The sequence below is a fragment of the Lysinibacillus sphaericus genome, from assembly GCF_006864135.1.
Taxonomy (GTDB): Bacteria; Bacillota; Bacilli; order Bacillales_A; family Planococcaceae; genus Lysinibacillus.
Map to the genome: position 1 here is coordinate 1 of NZ_SADV01000006.1, position 19,201 is coordinate 19,201.

General features: G+C 37.9%; 19 protein-coding genes and 7 tRNA genes. 1 reads left to right on the forward strand and 25 read right to left on the reverse strand.

Annotated elements, in window-relative coordinates; all coding sequences use genetic code 11:
• From C7Y47_RS09060 to acpS, 19 genes are all read right to left on the reverse strand, one after another.
• Positions 1-77 (reverse strand) — tRNA-Arg (locus C7Y47_RS09060).
• A 26-nt stretch (positions 78-103) separates the two neighbouring features.
• A tRNA-Leu gene (locus C7Y47_RS09065) sits at positions 104-189 on the reverse strand.
• 67 nt (positions 190-256) lie between these two features.
• Positions 257-329 (reverse strand) — tRNA-Lys (locus C7Y47_RS09070).
• Between the two features lie 21 nt (positions 330-350).
• A tRNA-Gln gene (locus C7Y47_RS09075) sits at positions 351-425 on the reverse strand.
• Between the two features lie 5 nt (positions 426-430).
• Positions 431-506 (reverse strand) — tRNA-Asp (locus C7Y47_RS09080).
• A 36-nt stretch (positions 507-542) separates the two neighbouring features.
• Positions 543-614 (reverse strand) — tRNA-Glu (locus C7Y47_RS09085).
• A 1-nt stretch (position 615) separates the two neighbouring features.
• Positions 616-692: transfer RNA gene (locus C7Y47_RS09090), tRNA-Asn, on the reverse strand.
• Positions 693-782: 90 nt separating this feature from the next.
• Entirely contained in the window at positions 783-1,244 is a 462-nt protein-coding gene (locus C7Y47_RS09095; protein WP_142508489.1) for a SprT family protein, read from the reverse strand.
• A gap of 139 nt (positions 1,245-1,383) precedes the next feature.
• Entirely contained in the window at positions 1,384-3,558 is a 2,175-nt protein-coding gene (locus C7Y47_RS09100) for a Tex family protein (RefSeq protein WP_142508490.1), read from the reverse strand.
• 146 nt (positions 3,559-3,704) lie between these two features.
• Positions 3,705-4,490: an RNA polymerase sigma factor SigB gene (gene sigB / locus C7Y47_RS09105; protein ID WP_142508491.1), complete on the reverse strand. Its 786-nt coding sequence runs from the start codon at positions 4,488-4,490 to the stop codon at positions 3,705-3,707.
• Positions 4,468-4,938: an anti-sigma B factor RsbW gene (gene rsbW, locus C7Y47_RS09110; protein ID WP_142508492.1), complete on the reverse strand. Its 471-nt coding sequence runs from the start codon at positions 4,936-4,938 to the stop codon at positions 4,468-4,470. Before rsbW ends, sigB begins: the two co-directional genes overlap by 23 nt.
• On the reverse strand, positions 4,935-5,270 hold the full coding sequence (locus C7Y47_RS09115; protein WP_142508493.1) for an STAS domain-containing protein: 336 nt from the start codon (positions 5,268-5,270) through the stop codon (positions 4,935-4,937). Before C7Y47_RS09115 ends, rsbW begins: the two co-directional genes overlap by 4 nt.
• A gap of 58 nt (positions 5,271-5,328) precedes the next feature.
• Entirely contained in the window at positions 5,329-6,324 is a 996-nt protein-coding gene (locus tag C7Y47_RS09120; RefSeq protein ID WP_142508494.1) for a PP2C family protein-serine/threonine phosphatase, read from the reverse strand.
• A gap of 12 nt (positions 6,325-6,336) precedes the next feature.
• Positions 6,337-6,738, reverse strand: a complete 402-nt coding sequence (locus tag C7Y47_RS09125) for an anti-sigma regulatory factor (RefSeq protein WP_142508495.1) — start codon at positions 6,736-6,738, stop codon at positions 6,337-6,339.
• A 518-nt stretch (positions 6,739-7,256) separates the two neighbouring features.
• Positions 7,257-7,607 carry a type II toxin-antitoxin system PemK/MazF family toxin gene (locus C7Y47_RS09130; protein ID WP_049663446.1) on the reverse strand — a complete coding sequence of 117 codons (351 nt, stop codon included), beginning with the start codon at positions 7,605-7,607 and terminating at the stop codon, positions 7,257-7,259.
• Between the two features lie 4 nt (positions 7,608-7,611).
• Complete coding sequence (locus C7Y47_RS09135; RefSeq protein WP_049663444.1) at positions 7,612-7,875, reverse strand: hypothetical protein; 264 nt, start codon at positions 7,873-7,875, stop codon at positions 7,612-7,614.
• A 302-nt stretch (positions 7,876-8,177) separates the two neighbouring features.
• The gene (alr, locus tag C7Y47_RS09140; protein WP_142508496.1) at positions 8,178-9,299 is read right to left on the reverse strand and encodes an alanine racemase; all 1,122 of its coding nucleotides are present in this window, start codon (positions 9,297-9,299) and stop codon (positions 8,178-8,180) included.
• Positions 9,300-9,516: 217 nt separating this feature from the next.
• The gene (locus C7Y47_RS09145; RefSeq protein WP_142508497.1) at positions 9,517-10,617 is read right to left on the reverse strand and encodes a LolA family protein; all 1,101 of its coding nucleotides are present in this window, start codon (positions 10,615-10,617) and stop codon (positions 9,517-9,519) included.
• A gap of 287 nt (positions 10,618-10,904) precedes the next feature.
• A complete protein-coding gene (gene acpS, locus C7Y47_RS09150) occupies positions 10,905-11,258 on the reverse strand; it encodes a holo-ACP synthase (RefSeq protein ID WP_142508498.1) in 354 nt (117 codons plus the stop codon).
• A 64-nt stretch (positions 11,259-11,322) separates the two neighbouring features.
• Between acpS and C7Y47_RS09155 the strand changes: the two genes are divergently transcribed.
• Positions 11,323-11,943: a rhomboid family intramembrane serine protease gene (locus C7Y47_RS09155; RefSeq protein WP_142508499.1), complete on the forward strand. Its 621-nt coding sequence runs from the start codon at positions 11,323-11,325 to the stop codon at positions 11,941-11,943.
• Between the two features lie 95 nt (positions 11,944-12,038).
• Here the strand turns inward: C7Y47_RS09155 and C7Y47_RS09160 are convergent, their stop codons facing one another.
• The 6 genes from C7Y47_RS09160 to C7Y47_RS09185 all read right to left on the reverse strand — a co-directional run bounded on the left by C7Y47_RS09160 (position 12,039) and on the right by C7Y47_RS09185 (position 19,190).
• Entirely contained in the window at positions 12,039-12,614 is a 576-nt protein-coding gene (locus C7Y47_RS09160) for a GNAT family N-acetyltransferase (RefSeq protein WP_142508500.1), read from the reverse strand.
• 382 nt (positions 12,615-12,996) lie between these two features.
• Positions 12,997-14,463 (reverse strand): PH domain-containing protein, encoded by a 1,467-nt coding sequence (locus C7Y47_RS09165; RefSeq protein ID WP_142508723.1) that lies wholly within the window; start codon positions 14,461-14,463, stop codon positions 12,997-12,999.
• Positions 14,456-14,920: a PH domain-containing protein gene (locus C7Y47_RS09170; RefSeq protein ID WP_436970103.1), complete on the reverse strand. Its 465-nt coding sequence runs from the start codon at positions 14,918-14,920 to the stop codon at positions 14,456-14,458. The genes C7Y47_RS09165 and C7Y47_RS09170 overlap by 8 nt, the downstream gene beginning before the upstream one ends.
• 247 nt (positions 14,921-15,167) lie before the next feature.
• Positions 15,168-16,691: a DEAD/DEAH box helicase gene (locus C7Y47_RS09175; protein ID WP_142508502.1), complete on the reverse strand. Its 1,524-nt coding sequence runs from the start codon at positions 16,689-16,691 to the stop codon at positions 15,168-15,170.
• A gap of 351 nt (positions 16,692-17,042) precedes the next feature.
• Entirely contained in the window at positions 17,043-17,735 is a 693-nt protein-coding gene (locus C7Y47_RS09180; RefSeq protein ID WP_142508503.1) for an alpha/beta hydrolase, read from the reverse strand.
• 87 nt (positions 17,736-17,822) lie between these two features.
• Positions 17,823-19,190 (reverse strand): UDP-N-acetylmuramoyl-tripeptide--D-alanyl-D-alanine ligase, encoded by a 1,368-nt coding sequence (locus C7Y47_RS09185; RefSeq protein ID WP_142508504.1) that lies wholly within the window; start codon positions 19,188-19,190, stop codon positions 17,823-17,825.
• Positions 19,191-19,201 lie beyond the last annotated feature (11 nt).

Consider the following 19,201-nt stretch of genomic DNA (forward strand, 5'->3'; position numbering starts at 1 on the left):
TGGCGCGCCCGACAGGAGTCGAACCCATAACCTTCTGATCCGTAGTCAGACGCTCTATCCAATTGAGCTACGGGCGCATAATATATAAATTCATAAACTGACTTGGTGCGGCCGAGAGGACTTGAACCTCCACGGGGTTGCCCCCACTAGGCCCTCAACCTAGCGCGTCTGCCGTTCCGCCACGACCGCATTCAATTAGGAACTTTTTTATTATACTATGACAATTCAAAAAGTCAACCTTTTTTCTTAAAAATGATGAGCCATGAAGGACTCGAACCTTCGACCCTCTGATTAAAAGTCAGATGCTCTACCAACTGAGCTAATGGCTCATATTAATATTAAGAAATGAATGGCTGGGGTACTAGGATTCGAACCTAGGCATGACGGAATCAAAATCCGTTGCCTTACCGCTTGGCTATACCCCAATAAGTGGCGGTCCCGACCGGGATCGAACCGGCGATCTCCTGCGTGACAGGCAGGCATGTTAACCGCTACACCACGGGACCAATATTACTATATTTTTATGAATTAAAATAACAAAATGACCCCTACGGGATTCGAACCCGTGTTACCGCCGTGAAAGGGCGGTGTCTTAACCACTTGACCAAGGGGCCATGGCTCCGAAGGCAGGACTCGAACCTGCGACAACCTGATTAACAGTCAGGTGCTACTACCAACTGAGCTACTTCGGAATAATTCATATTTTATCGTCGTTATCTTGTCGACTTTTACTATTATAGAGACATCTATAATGAACGTCAACCCTTTTTTTATTATTTTTTTCATTCCACTAGTTTTAAACGTCCTAAACACTTGCTACAACAGTATTTCCCCACATTCATTCTAATTTTTCTTACATATAATTGTTGGCATTTTACACATGTATATGTATAAAGGCGACGTTGTTTTTTTTGAGATATTTTAGAGATTTGCAATACTGAGCAAAAACGGGGAGCGTTCACTTTTATTAATAGCTCTCGAAAATCTTTGTCTCGATGCTGATACCCTTTGCCTTCCAAGTGTAAATGATAATGACATAATTCGTGTCGAACTATACCTTCTATTTCACTAATACCATACATTTCATAAGCTTTTGGATTAACTTCAATATTATGCGATTGCAAAAGATAACGTCCACCTGTTGAACGTAGCCTTGAATTAAAATATGCTCGATGCATGAATGGCTTCTGGAAACTTTCTAATGATATTCGACTAACAAGACTTTGTAGTTCCTCATTGTTCATAGCTATATCACCTCTAACAATAAGATACCACACTGCGTAGTATAGACAGTGTGGTATTTATTTATCCCGCATTAACGGATAGTAATTTATCTGTACCGAAAGCGAAGCGTCTGCTACAATTACGCCAATGCGAAATTAATTACGCTTCAATAGTTTGATCTTTAGGTGGTAGCATCGTTAGTGAAATGCGCCCTTTTTTGACATCTATTTGTTCTACCCAAACCGTCACAATGTCACCGAGAGCAACAACCTCTAATGGATGTTTAATACGTCTTTTTTGTAACTTTGAAATATGCACAAGCCCATCCTGCTTCACGCCAATATCTACAAACGCTCCAAAATCAACTACGTTTCTCACTGTACCTTGCAATTCCATCCCAACTTGTAAATCTTCCATTTTTAATACATCTGTTTTCAGCAGAGGCTGAGGGAATGCATCGCGTGGATCGCGACTTGGTTTCATTAATGTATCCACGATATCCTGAATTGTGACAACTCCAATATCTAAAACTCCACTTAATTTTTCTACATCTAGTTTTGCAATAGCCTCCTCTGCCTTCTGCATCCCAAGCTCTTTTTTATCAATTTGTGCTACCTTTAAAATCTGCTCGGCTACACTATAGCTTTCAGGGTGAATGCCCGTAGCGTCAAATGCATTTTTTGCTTCTGGAACACGTAAGAAACCAATTGCTTGTTCATATGTTTTAGCACCAAGTCGTGGAATTTTCTTTAGTTGAGCACGTGTAGTAAATTGTCCAGTTTCCTCTCGTACCTTCACAATATTCTCCGCAACCGTTTTAGATAATCCAGAAACGTATTGCAGTAGGGAAGCTGAAGCTGTATTAACATCAACACCGACTTGGTTTACAGCTGTCTCTACTATAAATGTTAAGGACTCCGTCAATTTCTTTTGAGAGACATCATGCTGATACTGACCTACTCCAACTGCTTTAGGCTCAATTTTAACTAACTCCGACAACGGGTCTTGCAAACGACGCGCAATAGAAACCGCACTACGCTGTTCTACCTGTAAATCAGGAAACTCTGCACGGGCAATTTCAGACGCTGAATAAACAGATGCCCCTGCTTCATTGACAATAACGTAGGCCGTATCAGTTTCAAGCTCATTCAATACATCTGCTATAAACTGTTCTGTTTCGCGTGAGGCAGTACCATTACCAATAGCAATTATCGTTATTGGGTATTTTGCTAAAATCTCTTTCACAACCGCTTTCGATTTTGCTACATCTGGCTTTGGCGGATGTGGATAAATGGCTGTAACCTCTAACATTTTCCCAGTTTCATCTACAACAGCTAACTTACAACCTGTACGGTACGCCGGATCAACACCCAATACATACTTCCCTTTCATTGGAGGCTGTAATAAAAGATTACGCAAATTTTCAGAAAAAATGTGGATAGCCTGAGTCTCTGCCTTTTCAGTAAGTTCATTTCGTAACTCTCGTTCTATAGAAGGCTGAATTAAACGCTTGTACGAATCCTCAATCGCTAACTTCACCTCGGCAATTGCGGGTGAAGAACCTGTTGCAGGAATCCATTCCTTCCACATAATCATCAATACTCGATCTATTGGTACATGAATCGCTACTTTTATTATTTCTTCTTTCTCACCACGATTTACAGCTAAAATACGGTGTGGAACAATACGATTTACTGGCTCTTCATATTCGTAATACATTTCGAAAACGTTTTTATCGTCTGCCTCTGCATTCTTGACACTTGTTACGAGTACTCCATCTTTCCAGGAATACGTACGAATTTTTTCACGGATTGCCGCTTCATCAGCAAAGCGCTCAGCTAAAATATCTCGAGCCCCAGCTAGCGCATCCTCTACATTAGCAACTTTCTCCTCATCTACGAAAGCCATTGCTAATTGTTCTAAAGCATCACTACGATACGCTAATAGAAGATCTGCAAGAGGTTCTAACCCTTTTTCTTTCGCTATCGTTGCCTTTGTTCGGCGTTTTTGTTTATAAGGTCGATATAAATCCTCTACACGCTGTAAAACAGTTGCTGCTTGAATAGCTTGTTCTAATTCAAGTGTTAGTTTATCTTGCTCCTGAATTAATCGTATAACCTCTTCTTTGCGTTGTTCAAGCTGCTGTATGTAGTGATAACGATCCTCTACAGCTTTAATCTGTACCTCATCGAGGGACCCAGTAGCTTCTTTTCGATAACGTGCAATAAATGGCACGGTATTTCCTTCTTCTAATAATTTAATAACAGCATCAGCTTGACCTGGCTTAATAGCTACATACTTTGCAATGAGTTGTAATATTTGCTTTTGTTCCACATCATCACTACCTTTTTCTTTTCATTTTACCATTACACTTTACTAAAATTGCAAAAAAATAGTCTACTCTAAAAGAAGAGTAAACTATTCAATCAATTATACTTTGGCAAAATTGTGTCTGGAACAGCCACCTCGGCCCCAAAATTTCAGAGCGAAACACCATCACTTACTAAGATAAATTCCTGTAACTTTTTTATTGCCTTCCTTTGTATTCTTGATACATGCATTTGAGAAATCCCTAATCGTTCCCCAACTTCATTTTGAGTGAGTTGTTCTAAATATGTAAGCTGAATTATCTCTCTTTCTCTCTCATCTAAAATACTCATAGCGTCAGAAACAATCATTCTTTTATTAGTCAATTCAAAGCCATCATCTTCTTTACCCATCATATCTAATAACGTTACTGTGTTACCGTCAGAATCTGACTCTACTGAGTGATCCATAGAAAGAGCATGATAACTACGGCTCATCTCCATAGCCTCTAAAACCTCTTCTTCTTCCACTTCTAATTGATCCGCGATCTCCTTAATAGATGGAGAACGCTGCAACTCAATTATCAACGCTTCCACTGTTGCTTTAATGCGCGGTCCTAGTTCTTTTATTCGCCTTGGTACATGCACATCCCAAGTTTTATCACGTAAAAAGCGCTTAATTTCCCCAACAATCGTTGGTACAGCAAATGCTTCAAAGCTCTGACCAACATTAGGATTAAAACGTCTAATTGCACCTAGCAACCCCAGCATACCTACTTGAGCAATATCATCATAATGAGATTTACCATTCGAATATTTGCGAGCAATGGACTCAACTAAATATTGATAATGCATCACTAAATTTGTTAGTGCTTCATCATCCTCTGTTAATTGATACAACGCAATCCACCTTAATATATCTTCCTTGGACGAAGTTTTATGTGGTGATTCTTTCGACATTTTTTCCCACCTGCTCTCTAGAAACATACTTTGTCATGAAAACAGTTACGCCTCCATCGTTATTTATCATCACCTCATCCATCAAAGTTTCCATTAAATAAAGCCCTAAACCACCTTCTCGTAGACCCGCAATCCCCTCTTCAGGATGATACGGACCAACTTTCGACTTTATTTCCTCAAAATTGAAACTACTGCCGTAATCTGCAATCATCATTTCTATTTTATTTTCATACAAAGCGCAACCAATGACGATTTCTCCTTCTTCTTCGTCCTTATATGCATGATGTACAACATTCGTTACCGCTTCACTTGCTGCAATTTTTAAATCCTCAATATCATCATAATTAAACCCAACACGACTAGCTAAGCCAGAAACCGTCAGTCGAATCACACTGACAAATTGCGGTTTTGCAGGAACCCTTATCTCAATATAATCAAATTCCTTCATCTTCGTAATTCCACCTTTTTATCAGTTTCAATATCCATTAAATCGCTTAAACCAGTAATTTCAAACAACCTTTGTAATCTATTCGACAAACCTACAAGTTTAACTTTTCCATTTTCACGTAACGTTCTTTTATAAAAGGCAACAAAAATACCTAACCCTGTACTATCCATATAATTGACTTTTGATAAATTAAGTACTATTTCTAATCCTTCAGTAATTTTCACTGCCTCTAATTCCTCCCTAAGACGTGAAGCAGTATAAGTATCTATTTCGCCCTCAATAAATCCGTATAATTTATTATCTAGTTCTTTAAAGTGTATCGACATATCCATACAGCACACCTCCACCATATTTGTTAACTCTATCCCCGTAATTACAAAGGTTAAAACCCTATTTTTTTATAATCACAACTGTAAAATCATCAGATAGTTTAAAATCCTGCATTTCTTCAATTTGTTTATAAAGGAGATTACATAATTGTTGAGCTGATAAGTATTTATTTTCCAATAATAGCGATGTAATGACCTTTCGTGAATTCATTTCATCATGCGTTCTGAATTCCGTAACACCATCCGTCATCATTATTACGATATCATTTTCTTCTAAAACAATTTCTTTGTACGAATATTTCGTTTCTGGTAACACTCCAAGTAATAATCCTGTCGATTCCAAAGGAAAAAATTGATTATGTTTAGCGCAATAATGGAGAGCCGGTTCGTGACCTGCAGAAGCATAAGAAAAAATGCTCTTTCGCATATCCAAGCAACCGTAAAACATAGAAACGAACATACTGTCGTCTATACTCTTTTCAATTACTCGATTGATGACCTCTAATACATATGAAGGATCTTTATAGGCATGTTCTAACGTTTCAAGACCGTATTTCACCATTGACATACATAATGCAGCGGGAACACCTTTACCTACCACATCTGTCACAGCTACACTCAAATAATCCTCTCGATTGTATAAAAAATGTACATAATCTCCATTCATTTTCCGTTTGGGAATAGATATCATTCCTATATCAATACTTGCAAGTTGTGGTACGTCTGTTTTAAGTAATGTTTTCTGAATGTTTGTAGCGATTTTCATTTCCATTTCATACTCTGCTTGTTTTTGTAATAAACTTTGGTGCTCCCTATGAGCCATTCCATAATGCACCATAACCTCAATAAGAAAATCATATGCAAGCTGTTCTTCACTCATTCTACGTGGAAATAGTTTCTCAACTGCATTTTTATGAACACTGACAACATCCTCTGGAGGTATATTCTTTTGGATTACCTGGCGAGTGAAATTTTGAGCAATATACAAATTCTTTTCAGTTTGATCGGTCATATAATCTGCCAAAATCTTTTTATATTGAGATTCTAAATGTTCCAAAAATTCCACATCCTAACGCAGCCATTTTTCAGCTCTTATCGTTGTTCCTTCTCCCATAACCGATTGAATAACCATATTGTCCATCAATCGATTAACGCCTGGTAAACCTGCACCGAGCCCTCCAGAAGTGGAGTAACCATCCTCCATCACTTTCCGAACATCGTCTATTCCTGGACCCTGATCAGTTGCAATAACAATTATTTTCTTCTCAGTGTCTGTTTCAACTTTTTCAATTTCAATGACACCTATCCTTGCATATAAATATATATTTCGGGCTAGTTCACTTATAGCTGTGGTGATTCGTGCCTGATCAACAGTGTCAAATCCAAGCGCCTTCGCTTCGTCACGCCCCAGTTGTCTTGCTGCTACTATATCCCACTCAGTAATAATTTCAACCGAAGACTTAATTGTCACTGTTGCCCCCCCAATTCCTTTCGGAGTTATACTCTTACACTTTAATTATTTAGATCAGCTTATCAATTTTTACCATGGCGTAATTGCACTGTTGCTACAAAAACATTTATCGTTGTTGTTGCGTCGCTACGTTAACACTACGCTTTCGCACAAACAAACACCCGTTGCTGAACGAAGATAAAATTCTACTTATATTTTCTTAAATCTCTCGATATTTTTTCAAAAATCTATTCAAAATATAGATCTTGAGTATATCTTAAATCTATTAATACCATTTTTGAATAACGATTTCAATTTATGGTAATAAAGTATTTGAGAGTACAGTACCAATTTCGCCTTGGCGTAATTGTTGCTGTCGCTTCGCTTTCGCACAGAAAACATTTGTTGCTGTCGCTTCGCTTTCGCACAGAAAACATTTGTTGCTGTCGCTTCGCTTTCGCACAGAAAACATTACTGAATAAAAATAAATAAGCATCGAGATGAAAATCCATCTCGATGCCACTATACACATATGTATATCAAAATTTAACAAGCCCTAAACTAATCATCAATGCACCATCAACTTTTTCCATCAACGCATGGTCAAGTTGTGTAATACGATCTGTCAATCTTGACTTATCAATCGTCCGCACTTGCTCAAGCAGAATAACCGAATCACGTTCAAAACCATACTTTTCAGCATTAATTTCAACGTGTGTCGGTAATTTTGCTTTTTGAATCTGTGCAGTGATAGCTGCGATGATGACAGTCGGACTAAATCGATTGCCAATATCATTTTGAATAATCAGCACCGGCCTTGTGCCCCCTTGCTCGGACCCAACTACCGGCGATAAATCTGCAAAAAAAACGTCACCACGTTTTACATTCAAAGTGTCATCCCCCGCTAACGAGACGCTCCACCGTATGTTGTGCTTCATATTCTGCATGCAAGCATTCACTTGCAATACTCAGATTTATATGAGACATTTCAACATATCCTTTCATCATAGCTTCCCGTATTTGATTTGGTTGCTCCTGCATTAAAACTTTACGCGACAAAATACGCGCAAAAGATTCACTCTCAATTACTTCCTTTGTTTGTAGAAACAGTCTATCCTGAACAGCAATTGTAGCTTCTCTTAACTTTTTCTCGTACACAGCAAGCACCTCCAACGGAACCATCCACTTTTCATTACTACCCATTCTACCATTGAAAGATATTGTTGAAAAGACACGAAATGACAAAATATCTGACAATTTAAAGTCCAAGTTGTAAAAATATGTAGGTTGTCGAAGGTATATGCCGATTAATTCACCTTGCAATTCATCACAAAATATGAATGACTCAGCTTCTTAGTAAATCTTCTATATTGTTATTTACCAAGTTGTTTAGTGTTTAAATATAATATTCATTTATCCAAATTTAAACCTTAAGTACTTTTTTAGATTGAATCTACAGATTAAATGTATACTCTAGGAACTCTCGCTGTAATAATGCATGGTACTTCATAATTAATGGTTTCAAGCTTTGCTGCCCATTCATTCATTGAAATAGCATCATGTCCTTGACGACCAATGAGTGTTACTTTCTCACCTATAGCATATGCTTTAGGCAAGGCAACCATACATTGATCCATACAAATTCGTCCAACAATCGGCATTCTTTGTCCATCAATTAGTATTTCTTGTCCACCTAATTTACGAATTACTCCATCAGCATAGCCTACTGGTATTGTTCCTATCCACATATCCGAAGGAGCCTCAAAAGTAGCTCCATAGCCTACCGAATCACCTGCTTGTAACTGTTTCACATGAACAAGCTCACTCTCAAGCGAAAACGCTGGCTGTAACGGAAATGGTAAAATACCTTCTACATAAGAAGATGGTGATAATCCATACATCGATATTCCATATCTAACAGCATCAAATTGTAAATGCGCATCTTTTACTAAAGATGTAGCCGTGTTTGATGCATGCACAAGTCTAGGTTTTTCAGGCAATGCAGTTACACATTTCTCAAAAAATTGTACTTGGCTATCAAAGTATGAAGTATCCTCCTCATCCGCAGTCGCAAAATGTGTAAATATCCCATCAAGCTCCACATTCACTGTATTCTGTATTGTTTGATATATATCCAATAAATCTTGCTCTGAACGAACGCCAATTCTGCCCATCCCGCTATCTACTTTAATATGTAGTCGTAAAGGTTTTGCTTCATTAGCTATGAAAGGAGCTGCTTGCTGTACCCATTCACTTGCAAATGCCGTAAGAATAATGCGCTGCTGGGCCGCATATGGTGCAAATGAAACTGGAGAGGCACCTAATATTAGTATGTCTGGCTCTTCAAAATGTGCTCGAATATGTAATGCTTCGTCGGGCGTTGCCACTGCAAGCATTGTTGCACCTGCCTCAAGTGCTGCTTTTGCAACGGCTACATCTCCGTGACCGTATGCATTTGCCTTTACGACAGCTATAATTTGAACATTTGGTCGAAGTAGCTTTTTCAAATTTTTTACGTTTTGTTGAATTGCTTGTAAGTCTACTACTGCTTTAGTTGGTCTAAAATATTGCTGTGTCTCCATTAGAATACCCTCTTTATTTTTTATTAAAACAATATGTATTGAATAAATTTCCTTTTATACACTATTTTTACATATATTATTCTATTTTAAACTAATTTTCTTTAACTTTTATCATATATGACTTAACAACTTCTAAACAGTGTTAATTTTCTTCAAAACTGTACTATTTTACTTAACCAGCTACAGCTTTCCATCTAGAAAGCTGTAGCTAGAAAAATTATTTCATACTACCTATTGTCATAGAAGTGGCTACTTGCACCATTTCTTCACGAGTCAATTTACTAGAGGCTACAAAGAATTCAACACCATCCTTTTCCCAGCTAATAGAGGTATCGGTAATTGCACCAATCGTAAAGCCTAAATCTACCGGATCACCAGGAGACGATACTGGCAACATAGCAGCCTCTTTCGTAACTGGCTGTTGCATGACCGTAAATGGCTTATCACCGTCGAATGTTAAGATGACACGATCCATTCCACCCTCTCGCATAACTTTCTCATCCACCATCTTCGTATTTTCTAAATTTACAACAGGGTAGTGTGTTTGGAACTCTTTATTTTCGGCTTCTGCACTTACTGCCTTTTTCTCTTCATTTCCATTCGGGTTATTGTTGCTCTCCTTACCGTCTTTGTTGTCTTTTTTATCTTTTTCTGGTGGTGTAGCTTGTTCACCTTTTGTTTCATCCGATTCTGTAAATTGCTCAACTGCATACTCTTTAGCCGAGTGTTGAACACCTAATTTAATATTTTTAAATGTGATACGGATTTGTTCTTCTTTTACATCATTCATAATTACTACGGAAGTTGGAAGCATTGTTTTCTTATCAACTGTTATAACTTGATGAGGCATACTATTTTTATAGCTATTTCTAGTAGCCGCTTCAAATATATATGCTTTGTCCTCTTCTTTCATGACTAAATTTTTATCTTGAGCTAAATCTTCTGCTAGTGCACCTATTAAATAAGCTTGACTATTTTTCTTTGGCCAATCACTTTGGAATTTATACATTTTGTTTAATGTAGGCGTAACAACAAAAACTCCATCTGCATTTCGCACTATCATTTGCGAAACATCTTTCCCACTTTCTACTACTTCTACCCGATAGAAATCAGGTTTCGTATGCCAAACTTTTACATCATATTTTTTTGGATCTCCACCAGATTTAATCTCCATCGTAGCATTCAACTCATAACCATTTGATTCTGCCCATTTCCCATTAACTTTCTTCAACACTTTTTCCTGTGAGTCTGTACCACATGCCGATAAAAGTAATATCGTACAAAATAAGACGAGCCATTTAACTATTCGGTTGCCCACGCTTTCACCCTTTCCTTCTTTCAAATCCACTACGACAATATATGAACCGTATTTGTCAGTTATGTCATTTGAACAAGGGCAATATATTTATCTTCACTCAGAAATTTATTTTTCTTTTTAATAGCCTATTACCATAACGTAGGGTTGATTTCCGCTCCGAATGAGAGCGTTCAGTCTTCACGCAAATTAACTTATCTAAATGGCAGACGTTTTAATAATGTCATCCACAACTTTTAGTGATGAGCTTTGTTAATATTTTATATGGCGCCAGCTTTGTTTATCATTATTTATTGTAATAATATTACTTGTGCCGCAGCGTATTGCTTAGAATGTGTTATACTTACAAACCCATTCACAAGCTGTCCTTTGAAATATAAAACCGGGTTTCCAGCTTCCCCTCTTAAAACTTCCATATCATGAAGCTTACATTCTTCACCAATACCAGTTCCTAATGCCTTTGAAAATGCTTCTTTTGCAGCGAATCTTCCAGCTAAAAATTCAATCTTACGAGTTTCTGAATGTGTATCAAACAAAACGCTTTCCTTTTCAGTTAAAATGCGATCTTTAAATTTATTTGTTCTTTTCATTGCTTTTGCAATACGGTCAATTTCTACAATGTCGAGACCAATTCCTTTAATCATTTGAACTTCTCCTTTTCCTATTTCTAAAAAGCCATGTATAATAATTGTAAATTGAGGTGGAGTTATGTTTAGTAGAACAGAAAATTTTAAGCAATATACAAAGTATTATCCGATTGTTTCAACATTAATAGCGGTTAATTTATTTGTTTATGTACTAACTATTTTACCTGGAGTAGGCGAAAATGTATTGAAATACGGAGTTCCAGCGAACTTCCTTATACGCTCTGGTGAATGGTGGCGTGTTTTTACTGCAATGTTTTTACATGCTGGCTTTTTGCACGTTTTCTTTAATATGTTTTCACTGTATTTATTCGGACCAGAGCTTGAAAGAATTGCTGGCAAGGTTCGTTTTATTACAATTTATTTAATGTCTGGTATTGTCGGCAACATGGCAACGTATTTACTTTATGATAGTAGCTATGGAAGTCTTGGTGCAAGCGGAGCTGTTTTCGGAATATTCGGTGCTTTCGGAGCGCTTGTCTACTATACACGTCGTACAATGCCGATGCTGCGTAAACTTATTTTGCCCATCATTGTGATCAGTGTTATCATGACTTTCCTACAGTCAAATGTGAATGTCTATGCTCACTTAGGTGGCTTAGTAGCAGGATTCCTTCTTGGACTCGTTTATTTACATCCAAAAAGAATTATAAGCTGGCGTAAACAAAAGATGGCGGGTAAGTAATACGTACAAGGGGAGCTCTTCTCCGTGATAAGCTATCATCACGGATTGCTCCTCTTATTTTATACTAGAATGATAGGCAATTCGTCAATTTTATTTCAAAGTGCGACCGTATCCTCTTTCGCTGCCTTTATTTTTTTCCATTCAACTGCTGATAAGCCATAGACAACTTGGTCTACATGATGATCATATAGCCACTCAGCATCTCTTAAACGTCCCTCTTCATGAAAACCTAACACTTTTGGAATCGTACGACTCCGAATATTCCCTACTGCTACTCGCACTTCAATGCGATTTAATGTTAAATAGCTAAAGGCATAATCAATAAATGCTTTCATAGAATTTGTCACTAAGCCCTTACCAACAAATTCGTTCCCTAACCAATATCCAATACTTGTCCATTTATGCTGCCAATTCACTTGATGATAACCAATCACTCCCGCAAGCTTCCCCTCATAATATATCCCCGCTTGTAAGCCATTATTATCAGCATATTGTTGCATCGCACCTCTTACAAATCGCTCTGTATCCTCTACTGTTTTCACATCATCTACAAAAGGTAACCATTCACGCAACGTATCTCTCGAACGATCCGTCAACGCGAATAATTCATCTACGTCACTTAAATCCAACAATTTTAAATACGTGTTCTTATTAATATCATACTTAAACAAAATTACCACCCCTTTTGTTCTCTATTATAAACAGAATTTTTACATAATTATAGTTAAAAAAAGGGATCATTACCAAAAAGTGTGGTTGATTTCCATTCCGACTGGGCGCTTTGTAGCTGACGCTTCGCTTTCGCACAGAAAACATCCGCTGCGCTGCAGGGTCTCGGGCCAACACGATGTTGGTCACGAAGGCGCTATCACAGGACGTGATGGTTTTAGCCTTCGTTCCTCTATCGCTGATCCCCGAGGAGTCGCCCAGTCTTCACTCCAATCAACTATTTACATAGTAGAAGTTTTAACAAAAGTCATCCATAACTTTTGATGATGAACCAAAAAAAGCTAATCCTCCTATTAATTGTAAGGATTAGCCAAATCATTACTTTCAATGTTCATACCAAGATAATATTGTTTCAGCATCTTGCTGCTCTAAGTTTCCTACATTCCCTGCCATACCAGTCATGCCCGACATGACCGTTGCTTTTACAGACATAACACCCTTTCTTTTTTGGAAATAGCTTTGAGTAGTCTCAATAGATTGTATGCGTTTTTTCTCCATAAAGAATGTAGTACGACTGAACACACGATATTGCATAGTTAGTTGCTTTCCATCGATCATATAACCAGCTGATTTATGTTGCCAAACACCAATTAATATTGTTAATGGCATTAATAATAACGAAAGCAACCCATACGGATATAAAAAATAACTACACGCACCAATTATAGGTATGAGCCAAACAAAATCAATTCGGTAAAAAAATGGACGAGCTCGTTCTGGTGAATAAATAAATTCTGGACGCCAATTTATCTGTGGGAAAAGTTGCTCTAGCGTTCCCAAACAATCTTGCTTCTGAATAAGTGGGAACAGCGTAATTTTTTTATCATTTCCCTCTCCACCATTTCCCCCAGCACTCTCAACAACAACTGTTGCATAGCCAAATAATTGACGTACTGGATTCTCTACAATACGAATCGCCTGAATTCTATTTAACGGTAAAGTAATTCGTTTTTTCTCAATTAGCCCTTTTGTAATAATAAGCTTTTCATCTTCAATTCGAACTGTATATTCGTAATAATTGATCAGTGTAATCACAAATGACACAAACCATGCCAGAATTAGGCTGACTATCACTGTTAGTGCAACTAAAAATGCACCGATTTTCGCAAAATCAGCTAACTCGCTAAAGATTTCCTCATACGGAATTATATCCGAAAACTGAGAGATGATTGCTGCTACTCCGGATAGAACGACTCCAATTCCACCTGAAGTTATGGCCAATATAAGCAAATCACGTATCGACATATGATAAATAGTTGGAACTGACACTTCCTCTATTAGCGACTGTTCATCATTCATCTGTTCATTTACTTTATTCTTAGCACGACGCATTTCTAGCTCTATAATATCTGCCGCTGCCTTACGTATAGCCGTTAACTCTACCTCAGGTTTTCTGTCCTTACTCCCCGCAGTTTCAACCTGAACTTTTACTAAGCCAAATATTCTATGAAAAATACCCTCATTATAATTTAAGCTCTGAATACGTTCAAATGGGATATAACGTTTCTTTTTAACGAACAAACCGTACTTTACACGCAATTCTCCATCTTCAAACCAATATACAAAGGTACGCCACTTAACAATGCCACTAACAAGCGCAAGTATAGCCCCTACTCCCCATATACCGAATAAGAAAATCGTCCGCCAAAAATGATCACTATGAAAATTCAAAGAGAAGTGAAATCCATTAGTTGCAATAATAATAATTAACGGGAAAATCATACTCTTTAATGCTTTTGCACTTGTAATAATTGCCGATATCGGATGTAAACGATTAATTTCCTTAGACATCATCTTCCGCCACCCTTGCTAATTCCGAAATACGTGCACGAAGCCTATCAGCTTCGTCCATTACAAGCGCAGGAATTGTATGTACAGTTGCGGCTGTAGATATTGAAATATTACCTAAACCATATTTTTTTAATATCGGTCCTTGTGTTGTATCAACATGCTGTACGCGCACCATTGGAATAAGTGTTCGTTTAACAACAAATAAACCATGTTGCACTTCAATCTCATTGTCACGCACCTCATAGCGCCAGCGTTCCCATCTTATCTTTGGAAATAAATAAGTGGATAGGACAGCACTAAGAATGACTACAGCAACTGCAATGAAATAAATATATGATGGCCATTCATAATAATAAGTGCCGTAGCATGCAAACGCCGCTACAATCAAAAGTAATATCGTTTGCAATACACCATATAAACGCCACACTGTTAACCCTTTCCTAGAAATCATAAGCATTGGTTCTGTTCTCAAAGTCGTTCCCTCTCTTTCTTTAATTACGTATACGTAATCAGTTATCATTTTGTTTCAAAATTATAGCAATTTTCACCTTAGCGTAATTACCGCTGCGGCGCAGATAAATTTCCACAAGTCGTTAGACTGAGTTCCTCTATTTCAGCGGGTGCTTGGACACCCGCTGAAATAAGTAAAAAAAAACCTTACAGTCATCTGACTGTAAGGTTTAAACATTTTGATGAAGATAAAATTAGTCTTCGTGACGACGTGGTGCACGTGAACGACCTTGTCCACCTTCACGGCGACCTCCATCACGGCGTCCGCCATCTCGACGTTCTCCGCCACGTCCTCCACGACGATCTCCGCCACGTCCGCCATCACGACGTCCGTTAGAGCTACGGTTGCCGCCGCGTCCACGATCTCCGCCGCGATTGCTAGAACGCTCACGACGCATTGGTAATGGACGTTCTTCAGTAATTGTTACTGGCGAGTCATCCGGCTCTTTTGTTAATGAACGAAGTGCAGCAGCTACAACATCGATTGCATCATGGTTTTCAAGTAATTCTGTCGCAAGTGTACGATAATCACCTAAGTCGTTGTTCGCAATTAGACCTTCTAATGTCTCCACAGATAGGCGTTGTTGACCAACTAGAGCTTCGTCAGTTGTTGGTGGACGAAGTGGTGTCATACGTTTTTTCGTTGTTTCTTCTACAATACGTAAGTAACCCATTTCGCGTGGCGTTACAAACGTTACCGCAAGACCTGATTTACCTGCACGGCCTGTACGACCAATACGGTGAACATAAGACTCAGGATCTTGAGGAATATCGAAGTTATAAACATGTGTTACACCAGAAATATCAAGCCCACGAGCAGCTACATCTGTTGCCACAAGAATATCAATTTTATTTTCTTTAAATTGACGTAATACTGAAATACGTTTTGCTTGGCTTAAATCACCATGAATCCCTTCAGCAAGATAACCACGAATTGATAATGCTTGTGCAAGCTCATCCACGCGACGTTTTGTACGTCCAAAGATGATAGCAAGTTCTGGTTGGTGAACATTTAATAAACGAGATAAAATGTCGAATTTTTCACGCTCAGCAGACTTCACAAAATATTGATCGATGTTATCAACTGTTAGTTCTTTCGCTTTAATTTTTACGATTTCTGGGTCACGCATAAATGTCTCAGCAATTTTACGGATTGCTGGTGGCATTGTTGCTGAGAACAATAATGTTTGACGTTCAGAAGGCACATTTTCTAAGATTGAATTAATATCATCGATAAAGCCCATGTTTAACATTTCATCAGCTTCATCAAGTACCAATGTTTGAACATCTTCTAATTTTAAAGTACGACGATTAATATGGTCAATTATACGACCAGGTGTACCTACGATAATTTGAGGTTTATTTTTTAGTGCACGGATTTGACGGCCGATTTCTTGACCACCGTAAACTGATAACAATTTTACACGTTTATCATAACCAATTTTATATAGCTCTTCTGAAACTTGAATCGCTAATTCACGAGTTGGAGCAATTACTAATGCTTGGATATTAGGGTTTTTTGGGTCAATTTTTTCGATAAGTGGAATCCCGAAAGCGGCAGTTTTACCTGTACCTGTTTGCGCTTGACCTAATACATCACGGCCTTCAATTGCAAAACGAATAGTACCTTCTTGGATTGGTGTTGCTTCTTCAAATCCCATACGCTTTACTGAGCGTAATGTAGATTCGCTAATATTTAATTCTGAAAAATTTGTCAAACTTCTCAATCTCCTTTTTTTGCTTTTAAGTTGACAAATGGTTACATTTTCAGATGAAGTTGTCGGCAAATTCGAGCCTGTGTTTTGGAACGTTTCCGTTACTTAAAATTTTTCTCTATATGATGGTCACATAGAGCTCTCTTATATGAAAAGGAAAGCCCGGTCTTTACCGAGCGGTTTGATTCTGTCGTAATTATTCACTTTAGAATAAAACCGTTGTGTTCAAAAAAAAGTACTCTTCAATCAATTATGAAGAGTCTTCGCACAAAATGTATCCATTGCTTACACTAGTCTAACATGGGATTAAAACGTATGCAACGATAACGCATGAGTCGTAATAATCTGACTACTTTACGTACTCTTTAAAAACGACAAAACGCAAGAAAACCATTCAGAGCAATCTTCACCATAACATATATGATGCTTCCCATTATCAGAAATATACAAAGTTTTATCGTTTGAGGTTACTTGATCATATAAAAATTGAGCCGTGTGATATGGTACTATTCCGTCTAATTTCCCTTGTACAATATACACTGGAATTTTAATATCTTTATAATACGGCTCCACCATTCGAACAAGCTTCATGAATTCTATCGTTGACGATAGTGGCACATGATTAAACTTATGCCGATATCGTAAATACAATTCATTACTAGACAGATTACGATGATACGCCTCAGTGGCAAGCATTTTAAAATCTTTGACTAGTTGCTTCGGACTGACATACTTGGCAGCTGCGCTTAGTAATACAAGCTTTTTCACTTTATAACGTTTAGCTAAATAGAGCGCTATAATGCCACCCATCGAAAACCCAACTACTATTACTTCATCTACTTTTTTAGCAAGAGCACGAAAAGCGAGCTCGGCATCCATTAGCCAATGCTTGGCAGTGAAACCACGCATTTGTAATTCCTCTCCATGCCCTGACAAAGTAGGTTCTTCAATCAGCCAATTTGTATGCGTACGTAAATAGGTAGTAAAAGGTTCTACTTCATAAGGTCCGCCTGAAAATCCATGTATACATAACACACCTACTGACATTATTTTCACCTCTAAATGTGTAACTCATTTAAATCAAAAATTTAAAGGAATCGGTGAGAGAGTATCCCACCGATTCCTTATTTCATTTTATGACGTGAATGCACGTAAGATTGTTTCTAATTTCATACCCCGAGAGCCTTTTAGTAAAACGATAGACTCCTCGTTAGCTTGCTGTAGTTTTTCGATAATTGGCGTATAATCATCCTCAACATATAGCAAATGTTCCTCATCAAAACGCTCTTTTAAGACTTCATTCAAATAAGCCATTCGTGGGCCAAATAAACATACATAAGCGATTTCTTCTGCATGAATATCCTTCGATAAATCTTCATGGAAATGCTTTTCATTTGGGCCAAGTTCAAGCATATCACCTAACACAAGCCATTTTTCTGGGCGAATCGTTGTCGATGCTACAAATTGAATAGCCGCCTTCATAGAGGTTGGTGCGGCATTGTATGCATCATTAATAAACAATGCCCCATTTGATCCATTCACTTGTTGCATGCGCATATCCGTTAGAGCTACTTGTTTTAAGGATGCACGAATTTGGTCATCGTTTAAACCTAACTTTTGAGAAATTAACATAGCGACTAATGTATTTTTCACCTGGTGCTTCCCGAGAACGGAAATAAAGAAATCTCCTTCTATTACACCATGTGTAGAGAAGCCACTACCATCAGAAGTTGCTTCAATATTGTCTGCATACAGTAGATTGCCGTGCTCTAAGCCAAATGCCACTGCATTTAACTGCTGCTCTTTCGCAACTAGTTCTTGAAGTAGCGGTTCATCTCCATCATAAAATAGCACTCCATCCGATTGCATTCCTTGAATTATTTCAAACTTGGCTTTAGCGATTCCGGCACGTGAGCCTAAATCTTGCATATGAGCCTCGCCAATGTTTGTAATAACCGTCATATGTGGACGAGCAAGCTTCGTTAAAAATTCTATTTCACCAAAACCACTCATACCCATTTCAAGCACAGCAACATCAGTATCTTCATCTAGCTGTAAAACTGTAATAGGTAAACCTAGTTCATTATTAAAATTCCCAATGGTCTTTTGTACTTTAAAAAATGGTGTTAGCGTTCCCGCTAAAATATCTTTCGTGGATGTTTTACCGTTTGAACCAGTAATGCCAATAAACTTCGCTTTATGCTCACTACGATAGGCACGAGCCATTTGCTGAAGCGCTATTTCTGGATCATCTACAAAGAGTAATGGTACACCTTGTGGTGGATTTGGTTCATCTTTCTGCCAAAGAGAAGCACCCGCTCCTTTTTCAAAAGCCTGCAGGACAAATTTATGCCCATTGGCCGTCTCACCACGAAATGGTACAAACAGATCCCCTTGTTGAATTGTACGTGTATCAATGGAAATTCCTGATACTACCGTATCACCAAAAGCTGGCACATCTTCATTTAACCATGTAGCTAACTGCTTTAATGTTTTTTTCACAATAATCCCAC

Excerpts from the sequence above, each read along its gene's own strand:
- C7Y47_RS09095 (WP_142508489.1), bottom strand. The coding sequence starts at position 1,244 with ATGAACAATGAGGAACTACAAAGTCTTGTTAGTCGAATATCATTAGAA.
- sigB (WP_142508491.1), bottom strand. The coding sequence starts at position 4,490 with ATGTCGAAAGAATCACCACATAAAACTTCGTCCAAGGAAGATATATTA.
- rsbW (WP_142508492.1), bottom strand. The coding sequence starts at position 4,938 with ATGAAGGAATTTGATTATATTGAGATAAGGGTTCCTGCAAAACCGCAA.
- C7Y47_RS09115 (WP_142508493.1), bottom strand. The coding sequence starts at position 5,270 with ATGGATATGTCGATACACTTTAAAGAACTAGATAATAAATTATACGGA.
- alr (WP_142508496.1), bottom strand. The coding sequence starts at position 9,299 with ATGGAGACACAGCAATATTTTAGACCAACTAAAGCAGTAGTAGACTTA.
- acpS (WP_142508498.1), bottom strand. The coding sequence starts at position 11,258 with ATGATTAAAGGAATTGGTCTCGACATTGTAGAAATTGACCGTATTGCA.
- C7Y47_RS09155 (WP_142508499.1), top strand. The coding sequence starts at position 11,323 with ATGTTTAGTAGAACAGAAAATTTTAAGCAATATACAAAGTATTATCCG.
- C7Y47_RS09165 (WP_142508723.1), bottom strand. The coding sequence starts at position 14,463 with ATGTCTAAGGAAATTAATCGTTTACATCCGATATCGGCAATTATTACA.
- C7Y47_RS09170 (WP_436970103.1), bottom strand. The coding sequence starts at position 14,920 with ATGCTTATGATTTCTAGGAAAGGGTTAACAGTGTGGCGTTTATATGGT.
- C7Y47_RS09180 (WP_142508503.1), bottom strand. The coding sequence starts at position 17,735 with ATGTCAGTAGGTGTGTTATGTATACATGGATTTTCAGGCGGACCTTAT.